This window comes from Streptomyces corallincola (assembly GCF_019104725.1).
Lineage (GTDB): Bacteria > Actinomycetota > Actinomycetes > Streptomycetales > Streptomycetaceae > Streptomyces > Streptomyces corallincola.
In genome coordinates this window covers 25,805-40,147 of the sequence record NZ_JAHRXF010000038.1, presented here as the reverse complement: position 1 = coordinate 40,147, position 14,343 = coordinate 25,805, and the positions used below count along the sequence as shown (strand labels likewise).

At 72.5% G+C, this 14,343-nt stretch carries 17 protein-coding genes and 1 tRNA gene; 15 read left to right on the top strand and 3 right to left on the bottom strand.

What is annotated here, in order from left to right:
• Positions 1–108: 108 nt before the first annotated feature.
• The 3 genes from KUM39_RS21385 (at position 109) to KUM39_RS21375 (ending at position 1,550) form a co-directional block, all read left to right on the top strand.
• Positions 109–906: an HdeD family acid-resistance protein gene (locus tag KUM39_RS21385; RefSeq protein WP_246620510.1), complete on the top strand. Its 798-nt coding sequence runs from the start codon at positions 109–111 to the stop codon at positions 904–906.
• A 126-nt stretch (positions 907–1,032) separates the two neighbouring features.
• Positions 1,033–1,356: a hypothetical protein gene (locus tag KUM39_RS21380; RefSeq protein ID WP_217787345.1), complete on the top strand. Its 324-nt coding sequence runs from the start codon at positions 1,033–1,035 to the stop codon at positions 1,354–1,356.
• A gap of 56 nt (positions 1,357–1,412) precedes the next feature.
• Positions 1,413–1,550 (top strand): hypothetical protein, encoded by a 138-nt coding sequence (locus KUM39_RS21375; RefSeq protein WP_217787344.1) that lies wholly within the window; start codon positions 1,413–1,415, stop codon positions 1,548–1,550.
• Positions 1,551–1,667: 117 nt separating this feature from the next.
• Here KUM39_RS21375 and KUM39_RS21370 read toward each other — a convergent pair whose 3' ends face one another.
• Positions 1,668–3,227: a helicase HerA-like domain-containing protein gene (locus tag KUM39_RS21370; protein ID WP_217787343.1), complete on the bottom strand. Its 1,560-nt coding sequence runs from the start codon at positions 3,225–3,227 to the stop codon at positions 1,668–1,670.
• Between the two features lie 115 nt (positions 3,228–3,342).
• Here KUM39_RS21370 and KUM39_RS21365 point away from each other — a divergent pair, with 115 nt between their 5' ends.
• Entirely contained in the window at positions 3,343–3,639 is a 297-nt protein-coding gene (locus KUM39_RS21365; protein ID WP_004943146.1) for a type II toxin-antitoxin system VapB family antitoxin, read from the top strand.
• Positions 3,640–3,910: 271 nt separating this feature from the next.
• Positions 3,911–4,546, top strand: coding sequence for a LytR C-terminal domain-containing protein (locus KUM39_RS21360; protein WP_246620509.1), 636 nt, complete (start codon positions 3,911–3,913; stop codon positions 4,544–4,546).
• A gap of 152 nt (positions 4,547–4,698) precedes the next feature.
• On the opposite strand, the gene upp is transcribed toward KUM39_RS21360, so the two are convergent.
• On the bottom strand, positions 4,699–5,334 hold the full coding sequence (gene upp / locus KUM39_RS21355; protein ID WP_217787342.1) for a uracil phosphoribosyltransferase: 636 nt from the start codon (positions 5,332–5,334) through the stop codon (positions 4,699–4,701).
• A 526-nt stretch (positions 5,335–5,860) separates the two neighbouring features.
• Here upp and KUM39_RS21350 point away from each other — a divergent pair.
• The 8 genes from KUM39_RS21350 (at position 5,861) to KUM39_RS21315 (ending at position 10,551) form a co-directional block, all read left to right on the top strand.
• The gene (locus tag KUM39_RS21350) at positions 5,861–6,046 is read left to right on the top strand and encodes a hypothetical protein (RefSeq protein ID WP_217787365.1); all 186 of its coding nucleotides are present in this window, start codon (positions 5,861–5,863) and stop codon (positions 6,044–6,046) included.
• 287 nt (positions 6,047–6,333) lie between these two features.
• Entirely contained in the window at positions 6,334–6,879 is a 546-nt protein-coding gene (locus KUM39_RS21345; protein ID WP_217787364.1) for a tRNA adenosine deaminase-associated protein, read from the top strand.
• 83 nt (positions 6,880–6,962) lie between these two features.
• Entirely contained in the window at positions 6,963–7,391 is a 429-nt protein-coding gene (gene tadA / locus KUM39_RS21340) for a tRNA adenosine(34) deaminase TadA (RefSeq protein WP_217787341.1), read from the top strand.
• A 56-nt stretch (positions 7,392–7,447) separates the two neighbouring features.
• A tRNA-Ser gene (locus KUM39_RS21335) sits at positions 7,448–7,532 on the top strand.
• Between the two features lie 177 nt (positions 7,533–7,709).
• On the top strand, positions 7,710–7,886 hold the full coding sequence (locus KUM39_RS21330) for a hypothetical protein (protein WP_217787340.1): 177 nt from the start codon (positions 7,710–7,712) through the stop codon (positions 7,884–7,886).
• Between the two features lie 45 nt (positions 7,887–7,931).
• Positions 7,932–8,225, top strand: a complete 294-nt coding sequence (locus tag KUM39_RS21325; protein ID WP_217787339.1) for a Dabb family protein — start codon at positions 7,932–7,934, stop codon at positions 8,223–8,225.
• A 215-nt stretch (positions 8,226–8,440) separates the two neighbouring features.
• Positions 8,441–9,313 carry an RNA polymerase sigma factor SigF gene (locus KUM39_RS21320; RefSeq protein ID WP_217787363.1) on the top strand — a complete coding sequence of 291 codons (873 nt, stop codon included), beginning with the start codon at positions 8,441–8,443 and terminating at the stop codon, positions 9,311–9,313.
• Between the two features lie 311 nt (positions 9,314–9,624).
• Positions 9,625–10,551, top strand: coding sequence for an RNA polymerase sigma factor SigF (locus KUM39_RS21315; RefSeq protein WP_217787338.1), 927 nt, complete (start codon positions 9,625–9,627; stop codon positions 10,549–10,551).
• Between the two features lie 174 nt (positions 10,552–10,725).
• Here KUM39_RS21315 and KUM39_RS21310 read toward each other — a convergent pair whose 3' ends face one another.
• Positions 10,726–10,926, bottom strand: coding sequence for a hypothetical protein (locus KUM39_RS21310; RefSeq protein ID WP_217787337.1), 201 nt, complete (start codon positions 10,924–10,926; stop codon positions 10,726–10,728).
• Between the two features lie 224 nt (positions 10,927–11,150).
• Here KUM39_RS21310 and KUM39_RS21305 point away from each other — a divergent pair, with 224 nt between their 5' ends.
• Together KUM39_RS21305 and KUM39_RS21300 are read left to right on the top strand one after the other, a co-directional pair.
• Positions 11,151–11,642 (top strand): MarR family winged helix-turn-helix transcriptional regulator, encoded by a 492-nt coding sequence (locus tag KUM39_RS21305; RefSeq protein WP_217787336.1) that lies wholly within the window; start codon positions 11,151–11,153, stop codon positions 11,640–11,642.
• Positions 11,643–11,727: 85 nt separating this feature from the next.
• Positions 11,728–14,235 carry an MFS transporter gene (locus KUM39_RS21300; RefSeq protein WP_504740070.1) on the top strand — a complete coding sequence of 836 codons (2,508 nt, stop codon included), beginning with the start codon at positions 11,728–11,730 and terminating at the stop codon, positions 14,233–14,235.
• The last annotated feature ends 108 nt before the right edge of the window (positions 14,236–14,343 follow it).

Sequence of the window (14,343 nt, the reverse complement as noted above, 5' to 3'; positions counted from 1 at the left end):
CCCCCCACCGGGCAGGCCCGCACCCCGCCCGCCACCGCAAAGACCCCCACCGCGCCCGCCCGGACCTCTCCGGTGGCGGGCGCGCCCGTCGCGTCCCCAGCATGGAACATGACCGAGGCACCCGGCGGCGGCTCCCCCTGGAACCGCGAATACGACGACCGCAAGATCCACGAGGCCCGCGACCCGCACCCGGAGAGCACCCCGGCCGGGCCGCCCGAGGCACACACCGGCACCCCGGCGGCGGGGCCACCCGGCGGCACCGGTACGAGACCCGGCCCGCCGGACGCGCACACGGCGACCCCCGCGGCCGTACCGCAGGCAGCGCCGACGGACGCGCCCGAGTTCGAGGGCCCGCTGCACGCGCTGTCCCGGGCGGCCTGGCAGGTCGTCCTCCTGACCGGCATCGCGTCGGTGATCCTGGGCGTACTGGTGCTGATCTGGCCCGGCGCGTCCCTGCTCGCGGCAGCCGTGCTGTTCGGCGTCTACCTCGTGATCAGCGGCGTCTTCCAACTGGTCGCCGCGTTCGGCACGCACCGCACCCCCGGGGTCCGCGTCCTCGCGTTCGTCAGCGGTGCCGTATCGATCCTGCTGGGGCTGTTCTGCTTCCGGGGGCCGATGCAGTCGATCCTGCTGCTGGCCCTGTGGATCGGCATCGGCTGGCTGATCAGGGGCATCACGCACACGCTGGCCGCCGTCTCCGACGACCGGATGCCCGCCCGTGGCTGGCAGGTCGTCCTCGGCGTCATCACGTTCATCGCGGGCATCGTCCTGATCGCCTCCCCCTTCACCTCGGTCGCCGTCCTCACCCTGGTCGGCGGCTGGTGGCTGCTCATCGTCGGCGTCATCGAGATCGTCACCTCCCTCGGCGTCCGCACCCGCGCCCAGCAGGTCCCGCGCACCTCGTGACACTGCGGCCCCCGTACCCCGTACGGGGGCCGCACCGGAACCCCGTACTCCGTACCCCTTGCTCCGTGCGGGCGTAACTCCCGCGCCGCACGATGCCGGGGCCCGCCCCCGTGGCACACAGCAGGTATGAGCGGGACGCCGATGCACCCCAGTCGCCACAGCTGGCTGCGGGTGTTCGTGCTGCTTCTCGCGCTGTGGGTGCCGGTGGCGCACGCGCAGGCGCAGGCGGCGCCCGCCGTCGCGGCGGCGGCGGCCGAGACCGCCGAGCAGGACGTGTTCGACACGCTGCTGCGCCCCCCGGCCCGTACGCTCCACCAGGCCGACGCCCCGGTACGGGCCACCACCCCCGCACCTCCCCCGGCCCCCGCCACCACCGCACCGGCCACCGCCCACCCCCGTCCGCCGGTGTCCACCGCGCCCGCCACCCGCACGGTGGTCCTGCGCTGCTGACCGTGCCGCTCCCCCAGCGGCCCTCCCCCCTCAGCAGCGACAGACAGGGAACACCCATGCCCACCGACCCGTACGCCGTCCTGCGTGCCCTCCTGCGCGCGGAAGCCCGACGCAACGCCCCCTCCCGCCCGGACCGCACGCCCCCGCGCACGCCCCCGCACGAGCACCGGACGACGCAGCAGAAGACCCACTGACCGTCCATCCGGCGGGGGCGGGGCGGGGTGGAGGGGCAGCGGAGGCCGTCGCCCCCGCTGGCCGCCATCGCCCCCGCCCCCTCCGGTACCGTCCGGTACCGGCCGGGAACCGCCCGCCTACCCGCGCCGCCGCGCCGTCCCGAACAGCGACCGCGTGATCTCGCGCCCCAACTGCGTCCCCACCGACCGCGCCAGCGACCGGAACATCCCGCTGCCCACGACCTGCTCGACCAGCGAGGGGTCCTCCGCCCGCTCCTTCGGCGCCCCCTTGCCGGACGTGCCGGACGTGCCGGACTTACCGGGCGCCACCGGCGCGGCGGCCTGCCGGGCCGCCAGCCTCTCGTACGCCGACTCCCGGTCCACAGCCTGTGCATAACGTCCGTGGAGCGCGGACGCGCGTACGGCGGTGTCGAGTTCGGCCGCGTCCAGCGGGCCCATCAGGGACTCCGGTGCGCGCAGCCGGGTCGCGGCGACCGGGGTGGGGGCGCCGCGTTCGCCGAGGACGGTGACGACGGCCTCGCCGGTACCGAGGCTCGTGAGGAGTTGCTCCAGGTCGTAGGCGGAGTCGGGGAAGGTACGGACGGTCGCCCCGAGCGCCTTCCGGTCGTCCGGTGTGAACGCGCGCACGGCGTGCTGGACACGGTTGCCGAGCTGGGCGAGCACGTCGGAGGGGACGTCCTTGGGGGTCTGGGTGACGAAGAAGATGCCGACGCCCTTGGACCGGATCAGCCGTACCGTCTGCGTGATCGACTCCAGGAACGCCTTCGACGCGTCGCTGAACAGCAGATGCGCCTCGTCGAAGAAGAACACCAGCTTGGGCCGGTCCAGGTCGCCCACCTCGGGCAGATCGTGGAAGAGGTCGGCCAGCAGCCACATCAGGAACGTGGAGAACAGTCTGGGCCGGTCCTGCACGGCGGCCAGTTCCAGCACGGAGACGACACCCCGCCCGTCCGGCGCCGTACGCAGCAGGTCGGCGGTGTCGAACTCCGGCTCACCGAAGAAGTCGGACATGCCCTGCGCCTCGAAGGAGGTCAGCGCCCGCAGGATCACCCCGGCCGTGGCGGAGGACAGGCCGCCGATGCCCTTCAGCTCGGGCCTGCCCTCGTCGGAGGTCAGGAACGCGACCACCGCCCGCAGGTCCTTGAGGTCGGTCAGCTCCAGGCCCTTGGTGTCGGCGTAGTGGAAGATCAGGCCGAGGGACTGCTCCTGCGTCGGGTTCAGCCCGAGCACCTTGGACAGCAGCACCGGCCCGAAACTCGTCACCGTGGCCCGCACCGGCACGCCGTGCCCGATCCCGCCCAGCGCCAGGAACTCCGCCGGGCACCCGGCCGGGGTCCAGCTCTGGCCCACCTCGTCGGCACGCCCCCGCGCCCGCGCGTCGTCCCGGCCCGGCCGCGCCACCCCGGACAGGTCGCCCTTCACGTCCGCGAGGAACACCGGCACGCCCTGCGCGGAGAGCTGCTCGGCCATCAGCTGGAGCGTCTTCGTCTTGCCGGTGCCGGTGGCGCCCGCGACCAGCCCGTGCCGGTTCAGCACCGCCAGCGGGACCCCGATCCGCCCGGCCGGGAGACAGGCGCCGTCCCAGAGCAGGGCGCCCAGATCGAGGGCGGGGCCCGTGAAGCCGTACCCGGCGGCGATCTCCCGCGCCCCGTCGGCAAGCGTCTCGCTGTCACTCATCTCGGACCCCTGTTCCCGATAGCCCCCCGAATGCCCTGCTTCACAGCGGTTTTTCCAGCGTCGCACTCCGCCGCCGTGGCTGCGCCCGGAACGTCTGGGCCGGTAGGCTTTCCGTGTGATCTTCAAGCGCATCGGAAACGGCCGGCCGTACCCCGACCACGGCCGGGAGAGCACCCGGCAGTGGGCGGACGTCGCGCCGCGCCCGGTCCGCCTCGATCAGCTCGTGACCACCAAGCAGCAACTCGATCTGGAGACCCTCCTCGCCGAGGACTCCACCTTCTACGGCGACCTCTTCGCCCACGTCGTGAAGTGGCAGGGCGATCTGTACCTGGAGGACGGCCTCCACCGCGCCGTCCGCGCCGCCCTCCAGCAGCGCCAGGTACTGCACGCGCGCGTCCTCGAACTGGACTGAGCGCGCTCCGGTCCCCGGCGGATCTGGTCCTACGTGCCGTGTCTCGGCGGACCTGAAGGGGCGGGCCGGGTCGCGGCGGACCCGAAGGGGCGAACGGGGTCTCGGCCGATCTGAAGCGACGCGCCGGAACCTGGGATTCCGCGCCGGAACGTCCGGTTCAGGCCCGTCAGAAACCCCCGGCGGGAGACCCGTTGACCCTTTCGGGTTCCCTTGGGCAACGCCTGCCGATCATCTAATAGGAATCGCCGCGCAGGCACACTACGCTGCGCACATGAGCATGCTGACTCCTCCCGGCATGGGTGGCCAGTACCGGATCACGGGGGACAAATACCCGCGGATGCGCCCGCCCCGCAGGCGTGGCCGAATCGCGGTGGCCGTCGTGGCGTCGGTGGGGGCGCTCGGCCTGATCGGCTGGGGCACGCTACAGCTCATCGACGTCTTCACCGACGGCCACCACACCTCCGCGACCCGTACCCCGGCCGCCTGCGAGGTCAAGGCGAGTCCCGCCGCGATCCAGGCCAAGGCGGTCCCGAAGCCCGCCCAGATCACCGTCAACGTCTACAACGCCACCACCCGCAGCGGACTGGCCAAGACCACCGCCGACGAACTGAAGAAGCGCGGCTTCAAGATCGGTGACGTGGGCAACGCGGCCAAGGAGTACGACAAGAAGGTCAAGGGCAGCGGACTGCTCCTCGGTCCCACGGCCGCCCGCGACTCCGCGCTCCCGGTGCTCGCCACCCAACTGACCGACGCGGACCGGCGCACCGACGCCACCCGCAAGAACACCACGCTCGACCTGATCATCGGGGACGGCTTCAAGAACCTCACCCAGCGCGTCTCCGCCGACCAGGCCCTGACCGCCCTGTCCGCCCCGCACCCGACGGCCACGCCGAAGAAGGGGTGCTGAGGGGGGGCGTACGCGGGCGACGACACGCGGGCATACGAAAAGGGCGCGGCCGTTTCCCCGGCCGCGCCCTTCGCCGTACGCGCGGGCCGCCCCGACCGCCCGGGTCACCCCGGACCGGCCCCGGACCGCCCTGGCCGCCCTGGGGCGCTCGGCTATTCCGCCGCGCCGTACAGCCGGTCGCCCGCGTCTCCCAGGCCCGGCACGATGTAGCCGTTCTCGTTGAGGCGCTCGTCCACGGCGGCCGTCACGACGGTCACCGGGGTACCGGCCAGCTCGCGCTCCATCAGCTCGACGCCCTCGGGCGCGGCGAGCAGGACGACCGCGGTCACGTCGTCGGCGCCGCGTCCGATCAGCTCCTGGATCGCGGCGACCAGGGTGCCGCCGGTGGCGAGCATCGGGTCGAGGACGTAGACCTGACGGCCGGAGAGGTCCTCCGGCATCCGGGACGCGTAGGTGGACGCCTGGAGCGTCTCCTCGTCGCGGATCATGCCGAGGAAGCCCACCTCGGCGGTCGGCAGCAGCCGGACCATGCCGTCCAGCATGCCGAGACCGGCCCGCAGGATCGGCACGACCAGCGGGCGCGGGCGGGCGAGCTTGACGCCGGTGGTCCGCTCGACCGGGGTGTCGATGTCCACGGCCTCGGTCCGTACGTCCCGTGTCGCCTCGTAGGCGAGCAGGGTGACGAGTTCGTCGGCGAGCCGCCGGAAGGTGGCGGAGTCGGTACGGCGGTCGCGCAGCGTGGTGAGCTTGTGGGCGACCAGGGGGTGATCAACGACGTGGAGACGCATGCCTCTAACACTAGCCGCGCCGCGCGACCCCGTGCGCAGGCATCAAACCGCCCGTACGGGGGAAGGCGGGAGGCACGCGTTCCGGGGTGGTGAGACCGTGCCCGACCAGCAGAGGCCGAAGACCGAGAACAGCCCGCAGCAGGGCAGGACCCGCCGGACCCGCCGCACGGGCGGTCCGGGTGGCGCGGGCACCACGGGTGGCCAGAGCGGCACCGGCGGCCAGAACGGCGCGGGCGGCCGACGCGCCGCGACCGGGGCCCGGTCAGCCGCCCCGGCGGACCGTACGGAGCGACCCGACCGGCCCGACCGGACCGATCGGCGCGACCGGCGTACGGAGCGCGGGGGCGCGCCCGCCGGGTCCGGCGGCGCCGTACGCCCGAAGCGCACCACCCGGGCCGACCGCGCCGGACGCCGGGACGACGCCGTACGCGGGGACAGTGCCGTACGCCCGGCTCCGGCGGCCGGACCGGCCGCCACGCGGCCGGAGCGGGCTCCCGCGCCGCAGCCCGAGCCGGACCGGCCGGAGATGCTCACGCTCACCCCCACGCCCGACCCCGACCACCCCGAGACGGAGGACGAGCGGCGGCGGCGCCGGGCGCAGTTCCTGCGGGATCTCGCGGAGGCGCGGGCGCTGCGGGACCGTATCCAGCCGCGGCGCGCCAAGGCCGCGCGGCTGCGCCACGCCATGCGGATGCGGACATTCCGCTGGTAGGAAGCGGGTAGGAATCCCCCTCGGACCGCGCCGGGGAGCGTCCGGGGTGCCGGACGGCCGTGCCCGGCCGCGTACGATCCGCAGGTGGCGGCAACGGGCGCACCGCCCGGACTGTTTACGGATACACGATCAAAAGAGCCGGACACAGGGAGCGGAAGACGTCCCCTGAGCGCCTTGTTTCTGCCACGATGCCGAGTGGGCGGGCCCCGGAGCACAGCTCCCGCCGCCCACAGCCTCCGCCGGGAGGACCTCCAACCGGCACGCCTATGACCAGTGGGAGAGTCACGGTGTACTTCGCCGCACTGCTCGCGCGCACCGAAGACGGGTGGGAAGCGAGCGACACAGAGCTGGACGATGTGGAGACCCTGTCGGATCTCGCCGACCTGGCACGGGAAGCCTCCCCCGAGGAGGACACGGTGTTCGTCCTCATCGAGCAGGAGGACTCCTGGTTCGGCCTCGTCCGGGTGGACGGCGAGGAGGACCCGCGCATCTTCGTCTCCGACGCCTCCGCCGCCGCTCGCAGCGCCTACGGGGAGCTGCTGCTCACGGACGAACTGCTCGGCCGGGAACCCGGCGCCGACGACGGCCCCGACCTGGACGCCCTCGATCTCGACGGCACCGAGGACGGGGAGTCCGAGGAGGACGGGGACGACGACGAGGAGGGCGGTGACACGGCGGCGGGCTCCGTGCCGCACGGCCCGGTCGGCGACGGCCGCCTCCTCGACGACCTGGGCGTCACCGAGAAGGAACTGCGGAACATGGACCCCAACGAGGCGCTGGCGGACATCGCCGCGGCCCTCGGCGCCTCGGACGTCCTGGAGACCGTCCGCTGACCGCGCCCGGCATACCGCCCCACCCCGACGAGAACCGTCCCGACCACACCCCCGATCCCGTACGCGACCCCTGGGTCCCGGCCATGCGCACCGCGCTGGCCGAGGCCGGGGCCGCCCGCGCGGGCGGGGACGTACCGGTCGGTGCCGTCCTGCTGTCGCCGGACGGCACCGTGCTGGCCACCGCGCACAACGAGCGGGAGGCCACCGGCGATCCCACCGCGCACGCCGAGGTGCTGGCCGTCCGGCGGGCCGCCGAGCGGCTCGGTGCCTGGCGGCTCACCGGCTGCACGCTGGTGGTGACCCTGGAGCCCTGCACGATGTGCGCGGGCGCCCTGGTCCAGTCGCGCGTGGACCGGGTGGTCTACGGTGCCCGCGACGACAAGGCCGGCGCCGCCGGTTCCCTCTGGGACCTGGTCCGCGACCGGCGCCTCAACCACCGCCCCGAGGTGATCGGCGGCGTCCTCGCCGACGACTGCGCCCACCTCCTCACCGCCTTCTTCCGCACCCGCTGACCAGGGCCCCGATACCGATTTCCGACCACTCGCCACGGTGCTGTAGGGTCTCCCTCGGTAGCGTGTCCGAGCGGCCGAAGGAGCTCGCCTCGAAAGCGAGTGTGGCGCAAGTCACCGAGGGTTCAAATCCCTCCGCTACCGCTCTTGAAGGGCCCCGTCGCAAGGCGGGGCCCTTCGTGCGTTCCCGGACATACCGGCGCCCCAAGACCCGCCTCCGGACGGGGTGTTGGGGTGCGTACGGAGGGGTGGCGGTTACACTCGCGGCCGGTGGCCGGGGCCCTCGGGGCGGCTGGGGTGCGGGTGAGTGGGGAGGCCGTGGTGACGATGAATGCCAAGAAGATCGCCGTGTACGTCCTGGTGGTCTTCGCGCTGTACGTGATCATCACGGACCCGGCGAAGGCGGCGGACTACGTGCAGATAGCCTTCGAGGGCATATCGGACGCGGCCAAGGCCGTCGGGGACTTCATGACGTGGGTCGCCGACGGGGCCAGGTAGCCGGTCCGGCAGAGGGCAGACAAGCGAGTCGGAGGCGAGGCGTCCATGATCCGTCACCTGGTCCTGTTCAAGCTCGACGAGGGCGTCTCGCGCGACGATCCGCGGGTGATCGCGGGTGAGGCCGCGTTCCGGGCGCTCGGCGGGCAGATCGACGAGCTGCGCTTCTGGGAGTGCGGCTGGAACCTGAGCGAGCGGCCCATCGCGTACGACTTCGCCATCAACTCGGCCGTCGAGGACGCCGACGCGCTCCGCCGGTACCTGGAGCACCCCGCGCACCAGGCGGGCGTCGCGCTCTGGCGCGAGTTCGCCACCTGGGTCGTCGCGGACTACGCCTTCTGACCCGGCCCGCACCCGCAGGACCCCCTCGTACTACAGGCCCGAGAGCCCCCCGCCGTGACGGCGGGGGGCTCTCGTGCGTCCCGGCAACCGGTCCAATCCACCACGGAGAGGGGTTTGAACCACAACACGGCAGTATGCGGTGCTTGCACACAGTGCACATGTCTTGTGATGCTATGACCGCTTTTGACGGATGATTGACCGATGAAGAGGTGGCGTTGACCGTGTCGGCCAGTACTGCGCCACCCCAGGACGAGGCGACCGCACCCGCGCAAGCCACGCAGACCGAACCCCCCGCCCAGGCCGAGCCCCCGGCCCCCGAGAAGCGCCGCGGCGCCGACACCCGCGCCCTCACCCAAGTGCTGTTCGGCCAGCTCAAGAACCTCCTGCCGGGCACGCCGGAGCACAACCGCGTGCGAGGGGCGCTCATCGAGGCGAACCTCCCGCTCGTGCGCTACGCGGCCGCCCGGTTCCGCTCCCGCAACGAGCCGATGGAGGACGTGGTCCAGGTCGGCACCATCGGCCTGATCAACGCCATCGACCGGTTCGACCCGGAGCGCGGGGTGCAGTTCCCGACCTTCGCCATGCCGACCGTCGTCGGCGAGATCAAGCGGTACTTCCGGGACAACGTCCGCACCGTCCACGTACCGCGTCGGCTGCACGAGCTGTGGGTGCAGGTGAACAGCGCCACCGAGGACCTCACCACCGCCTTCGGCCGCTCCCCCTCCACCGCCGAGATCGCGGAGCGGCTGCGGATCAGCGAGGAGGAGGTGCTGTCCTGCATCGAGGCGGGCCGGTCGTACCACGCCACCTCGCTGGAGGCGGCCCAGGAGGGCGACGGGCTGCCCGGCCTGCTGGACCGCATCGGCTTCGAGGACCCGGCCCTGGACGGCGTGGAGCACCGCGACCTCGTACGGCACCTCCTGGTCCAGCTCCCCGAGCGCGAGCAGCGCATCCTCCTGCTCCGCTACTACAGCAACCTCACCCAGTCCCAGATCAGCGCCGAACTGGGTGTGTCCCAGATGCACGTCTCCCGGCTGCTCGCCCGGAGCTTCCAGCGGCTGCGGTCCGCCAACCGGATCGAAGCATGACCGGCGCACAGGCGCACGGCCCGGAACATCGCAGGTGGGAGCCGCTCGAAAGCGTGCTCGACGGGTAACCGCCGCGAGCGAATCGCTCACCGGGGCGGTTCCTCGCCGTTGTGCTCCGAAAAGCCGTCAGACCCCTTGTTTCCAGGGCCGATCCGGCTCCGGCGTGTCGATATGTCACTTCAGAGCGTTGCCGACATGTGACATTCTGCGGGAAGCGCGTTTGCCGGGGCCGTCGCTCCGGTATTCAGGTGGAGGCCGCGTCGCTCGTGAAGCGGCGCAGCCAGTCCGACCCGCGACCCAAAGGGGGTGGCATGTCCGCAGACCAGGGCAGCTCGAAGGTGCTCACGCCCACGAGCGAGGCAGCGCCCGAGCAGATCGACGCTGTCGTCGTGCTCCATGACGTCACGGCACTCGACGTCGTACCGGCCCAGCCCGGACCGACGGCCGACGCCGTCCCGGCGATCCCGGAGACGGGGGACATCGACACCCGTACGCTGTCCCGCTCCCTGTTCCTGCGCCTGGCCGCGCTCGGCCAGGAGAGCCCGGAGCGGGCCTATGTCCGCGACACCCTGATCGAGCTGAACCTCCCGCTCGTGCGGTACGCGGCGGCCCGTTTCCGCAGCCGCAACGAGCCGATGGAGGACATCGTCCAGGTCGGCACCATCGGGCTGATCAAGGCGATCGACCGCTTCGACTGCGAACGGGGCGTGGAGTTCCCGACGTTCGCCATGCCGACGGTCGTGGGCGAGATCAAGCGGTTCTTCCGGGACACCTCGTGGTCGGTGCGGGTGCCGCGCCGGCTCCAGGAGCTGCGCCTCGCGCTCACCAAGGCCAGCGACGAGCTGTCGCAGAAGCTGGACCGCTCCCCGACCGTGCCCGAACTCGCCACCGCCCTCGGGGTGTCCGAGGAGGACGTGGTGGACGGGCTCGCGGTGGGCAACGCCTACACCGCCTCCTCGCTCGACTCCCCGGCCCCCGAGGACGACGGCGGCGAGGGCTCGCTCGCCGACCGGCTCGGCTACGAGGACACGGCGCTGGAGGGCGTGGAGTACCGGGAGTCGCTGAAGCCGCTGCTGGCCAAGCTGCCGCCGCGCGAGCGCCGGATCATCATGCTCCGGTTCTTCGCCAACATGACCCAGTCGCAGATCGGCGAGGAGGTCGGCATCTCCCAGATGCACGTCTCCCGGCTGCTCACCCGCACCCTGGCCCAGCTCCGCGAGGGCCTCATCTCCGACTGACGACCGCCCCGGCCGGGACGACCGGCCCCGGCAGTGGCACGGGAGGGGCGTCCGACGGCGCCCGGGCCGTCCCGGCCGCGCGCGTCGCCGCGGAAACGCGTTCGCCGCCCCCGCTCCACGAGCCGGGGCGGCGAACGGTGCGCGGATCACCTCCGCGCACCGAGGCGCGTACGCCTACTTCATCGCGAGCCAGGCCACCACCGCGACCACGATCACGGCGACGACGACGCCGACGATCACGCCGACGCGCGGACCGGAGGAACCGGCCGCCTGCTGCTGCTGTTGGCCCTGGGGGGCCTCGTCCACGAAGGCGCGGAACATCTGCGTGCTGCCGGCCGGGTCGTAATTGCCCTGCGGGCCCTGGGTGTTCGCCATGTCCCGAGACCCTAGCGAATCCAGGTGTCGGGCCCAAGTGCGGGCCGTAAAGAGGCCGTGCGGAGCCATCGGGGCGTACGGGGCGGTCCGCCCGGCGCCGGCGGGGGGACCGGCGGACGCGATACGTGTCTTTACCAAGTTTTGGTCACAGCGGACCCACATTTGTTTGCCTGTAGCAACCAACCGCACTTATGGTTGCCCCAAGCAACGATACGGGAGGTGTGATGGCCGAGCGGACGCAGTTCGAGGAGCTGGCACGTCAGCTCAGCGCCGTCGGAGCCGTCAAACGGGACATGGGACGCATCCTGCCGCCGGACTGCCCGGCCGGGTCGGCCACCGTGCTGACCCTGCTCGGCCGCCACGGCGCCATGCGGATGAGCCGTCTCGCGGAGCTGCTGGCCGTGGACATGTCGGTGACCAGCCGCCATGTGGCGCACGTGGCCGCGCGCGGCTGGATCGAGCGGTCGCCCGACCCGGCGGACCGGCGCTCGCGCATCCTGCGGCTGACCCCCGCCGGTCTCGACCAGCTCGACGAGCTGTCCCGGCGGACCACCCGCCTGCTGGCCGACCGGCTGAGCGACTGGACGGACGAGGAGGTGGGCCGGCTGATCGCGCTGATGACCCGCCTGCGCGAGTCGTTCGGCGACTGCCGGTCCACGGCCCGGGCGGGAGCCCCCGTACTCGAAGAGACCACCCGTACACCCGCGAACACGTAAGAAAAGGAAGCTCATGGCAACCACCACACCGGCCGGTGTGCGGGCTCACGCCAAGCACGGGGGAGGCTCGGGCGGCACGGAGCCGATGACGCACCGGCAGATCATGGAGGCCCTGTCCGGGCTGCTGCTCGGCATGTTCGTGGCGATCCTGTCGTCCACGATCGTCTCCAACGCCCTGCCGCACATCATCGGCGACCTCGGCGGCGGCCAGTCCGCGTACACCTGGGTCGTCACCGCCGCGCTGCTGTCGATGACCGCCGCCACTCCCCTGTGGGGCAAGCTCGCCGACCTGTACAGCAAGAAGGCGCTCGTCCAGATAGCCCTGATCCTCTACGTCGTCGCGTCGATGGCGGCCGGGCTCTCGCAGAACCCCGGCATGCTGATCGCGTGCCGTGTGGTGCAGGGCATCGGCGTCGGCGGTCTGTCCGCCCTGGCGCAGATCGTCATGGCGGCCATGATCTCCCCGCGCGAGCGCGGCCGGTACTCCGGCTACCTCGGCGCGACCTTCGCCGTCGCCACCGTCGGCGGCCCGCTGCTCGGCGGTGTCATCACCGACACCTCGTGGCTGGGCTGGCGCTGGTGCTTCTACGTCGGTGTCCCGTTCGCCGTCATCGCGCTGATCGTGCTGCAGAAGACGCTGCACCTGCCCGTGGTCAAGCGCGAGGTCAAGGTGGACTGGGGCGGCGCGTTCCTGATCTCGGCGGCCGTGTCGCTGCTGCTGGTCTGGGTCACCTTCGCCGGTGACAAGTACGACTGGGTGTCCTGGCAGACGTACGCGATGGTCGGCGGCTCGGTGCTGCTGGGCGCGCTGTTCGTACTGGTCGAGGCGAAGGCCAGCGAGCCGATCATCCCGCTGCGGCTGTTCCGCAACCGCACCATCACGCTCGCCTCGATGGCGTCCCTGTTCGTCGGTGTGGCGATGTTCGCCGGAACCGTCTTCTTCAGCCAGTACTTCCAGCTCGCCCGCGACAAGTCGCCCACGATGTCCGGGGTGATGACCATCCCGATGATCGGCGGTCTGTTCGTCTCCTCCACCGTCTCGGGGCAGTTCATCACCCGGACGGGGCGCTGGAAGGCGTGGCTGGTCAGCGGTGGTGTGCTGGTGTCGGCGGGGCTGCTGCTGCTCGGCGGCATCCGGTACGACACCGAGTACTGGAAGATGGCCGTCTACATGGCCGCCCTGGGGCTCGGCATCGGCATGATGATGCAGAACCTCGTGCTCGCCACGCAGAACCAGGTGGCGCCCTCCGACCTCGGCTCGGCCAGCTCCACCGTCACCTTCTTCCGCTCCCTCGGCGGTGCGATGGGCGTCTCCGCGCTCGGCGCGGTCATGGCGCACCGGATCACCGACTACGTCAAGGACGGCATCGGCGGCCTGCCCGCCAAGTACCAGGCGGCGCTGGCCGGTTCCAGCTCCACCGACTCCATCCCGGACATGAACAAGCTCCCCGCCCCGCTGCGCGCGCTCCTGGAGAGCGCCTACGGCCACGGCATCGCGGACGTCTTCTTCATCGCCGGGTGCCTCGCCGTCCTCGCCTTCCTCATCACCCTGTTCATCAAGGAGGTCCCGTTGCGCACCAAGGGCGGACTCGCCCAGGCCGCCGAGGGCGAAGCGGCCGGAGCCGGTACGACGGTTGACCCGGCCGCCACCCCCGTCGTGGCCGAGGCGCAGGTTCCGGCGCAGGCAGCCGAGCCCGAGCCGGTCCCGGCCGCCGTCGGAGCCGCCGCCCCCGGCCACTCGGACACCTTCATGGAGACGGCCCCCGCGCCCGTGACGGCGACCGCGCCGCTCGCCGCGACCGCCTCCGCCGGTGACCCCGGCGGCTCCGGTCCGGGCGTCCCGGTGCACGGCTTCGTGCGCGGGGCCGAGGGAACGGCCGTACCGCAGGCCGCCGTCACGCTGATCTCGCTCGCCGGACGGCAGCTCGGCCGGTCGGTCGCGCGTCCCGACGGCGCCTACACCCTGGCCGCGCCCGGCACCGGGTCGTACGTCCTGATCGCCTCCGCCGACGGCCACCAGCCGCAGGCGTCCACGATCGTGGTGGGCACCGAGGCGCTGTCGTACGACATCCTGCTCAGCGGGACCAGCGGGCTGACCGGTGTGGTGCGGGCCGCCGGGAGCGCGCTGCCGGTGAAGGACGCGATGGTGATCGTCACCGATGTGCGCGGGGACCTGCTGGCCACCGCGTCCACCGGGGAGCAGGGCGAGTTCGCGCTGACCGAGCTGGTGCCCGGCGTGGTGACGATGGCCGTGAACGCGGCCGGGTTCCGCCCCCGCGCGCTGCCCGTGGAGATCGGCGCCGCCGGGGTCACCCGGATCGAGGTGGACCTCGACTCCGGTGCTCAGCTCCAGGGCGTGGTCCGGGCGCCGCACGGCCCGCTGGCCGACGCGCGGGTGACGCTCGTGGACGCGGCGGGCAACGTGGTCGGCACCTCCACCACCGGCGCGGACGGCGCGTACGCCTTCACCGACCTGGACGGCGGCGACTACACGGTCATCGCCACGGGTTACCCCCCGGCGGCCACCGCGTTGACCGTCACGGGCGCCGGTGTCGATGACCACGACATCGAGCTGGCCCACCCCGGCGAGTAGCCGGGACCACGGCCCGCGGCACGCGCCGACCACCGGGCGGCGTACGACCGCGCCGACCACCGGCGGCGCGTGCCGCGGGCCGGTACCAGATGAGAACTTCGCACGGCT

Excerpts from the sequence above, each read along its gene's own strand:
- KUM39_RS21385 (WP_246620510.1), top strand. The coding sequence starts at position 109 with ATGACCGAGGCACCCGGCGGCGGCTCCCCCTGGAACCGCGAATACGAC.
- KUM39_RS21380 (WP_217787345.1), top strand. The coding sequence starts at position 1,033 with ATGAGCGGGACGCCGATGCACCCCAGTCGCCACAGCTGGCTGCGGGTG.
- KUM39_RS21375 (WP_217787344.1), top strand. The coding sequence starts at position 1,413 with ATGCCCACCGACCCGTACGCCGTCCTGCGTGCCCTCCTGCGCGCGGAA.
- KUM39_RS21370 (WP_217787343.1), bottom strand. The coding sequence starts at position 3,227 with ATGAGTGACAGCGAGACGCTTGCCGACGGGGCGCGGGAGATCGCCGCC.
- KUM39_RS21360 (WP_246620509.1), top strand. The coding sequence starts at position 3,911 with ATGAGCATGCTGACTCCTCCCGGCATGGGTGGCCAGTACCGGATCACG.
- upp (WP_217787342.1), bottom strand. The coding sequence starts at position 5,334 with ATGCGTCTCCACGTCGTTGATCACCCCCTGGTCGCCCACAAGCTCACC.
- KUM39_RS21350 (WP_217787365.1), top strand. The coding sequence starts at position 5,861 with ATGCTCACGCTCACCCCCACGCCCGACCCCGACCACCCCGAGACGGAG.
- tadA (WP_217787341.1), top strand. The coding sequence starts at position 6,963 with ATGCGCACCGCGCTGGCCGAGGCCGGGGCCGCCCGCGCGGGCGGGGAC.
- KUM39_RS21325 (WP_217787339.1), top strand. The coding sequence starts at position 7,932 with ATGATCCGTCACCTGGTCCTGTTCAAGCTCGACGAGGGCGTCTCGCGC.
- KUM39_RS21315 (WP_217787338.1), top strand. The coding sequence starts at position 9,625 with ATGTCCGCAGACCAGGGCAGCTCGAAGGTGCTCACGCCCACGAGCGAG.
- KUM39_RS21310 (WP_217787337.1), bottom strand. The coding sequence starts at position 10,926 with ATGGCGAACACCCAGGGCCCGCAGGGCAATTACGACCCGGCCGGCAGC.
- KUM39_RS21305 (WP_217787336.1), top strand. The coding sequence starts at position 11,151 with ATGGCCGAGCGGACGCAGTTCGAGGAGCTGGCACGTCAGCTCAGCGCC.
- KUM39_RS21300 (WP_504740070.1), top strand. The coding sequence starts at position 11,728 with ATGACGCACCGGCAGATCATGGAGGCCCTGTCCGGGCTGCTGCTCGGC.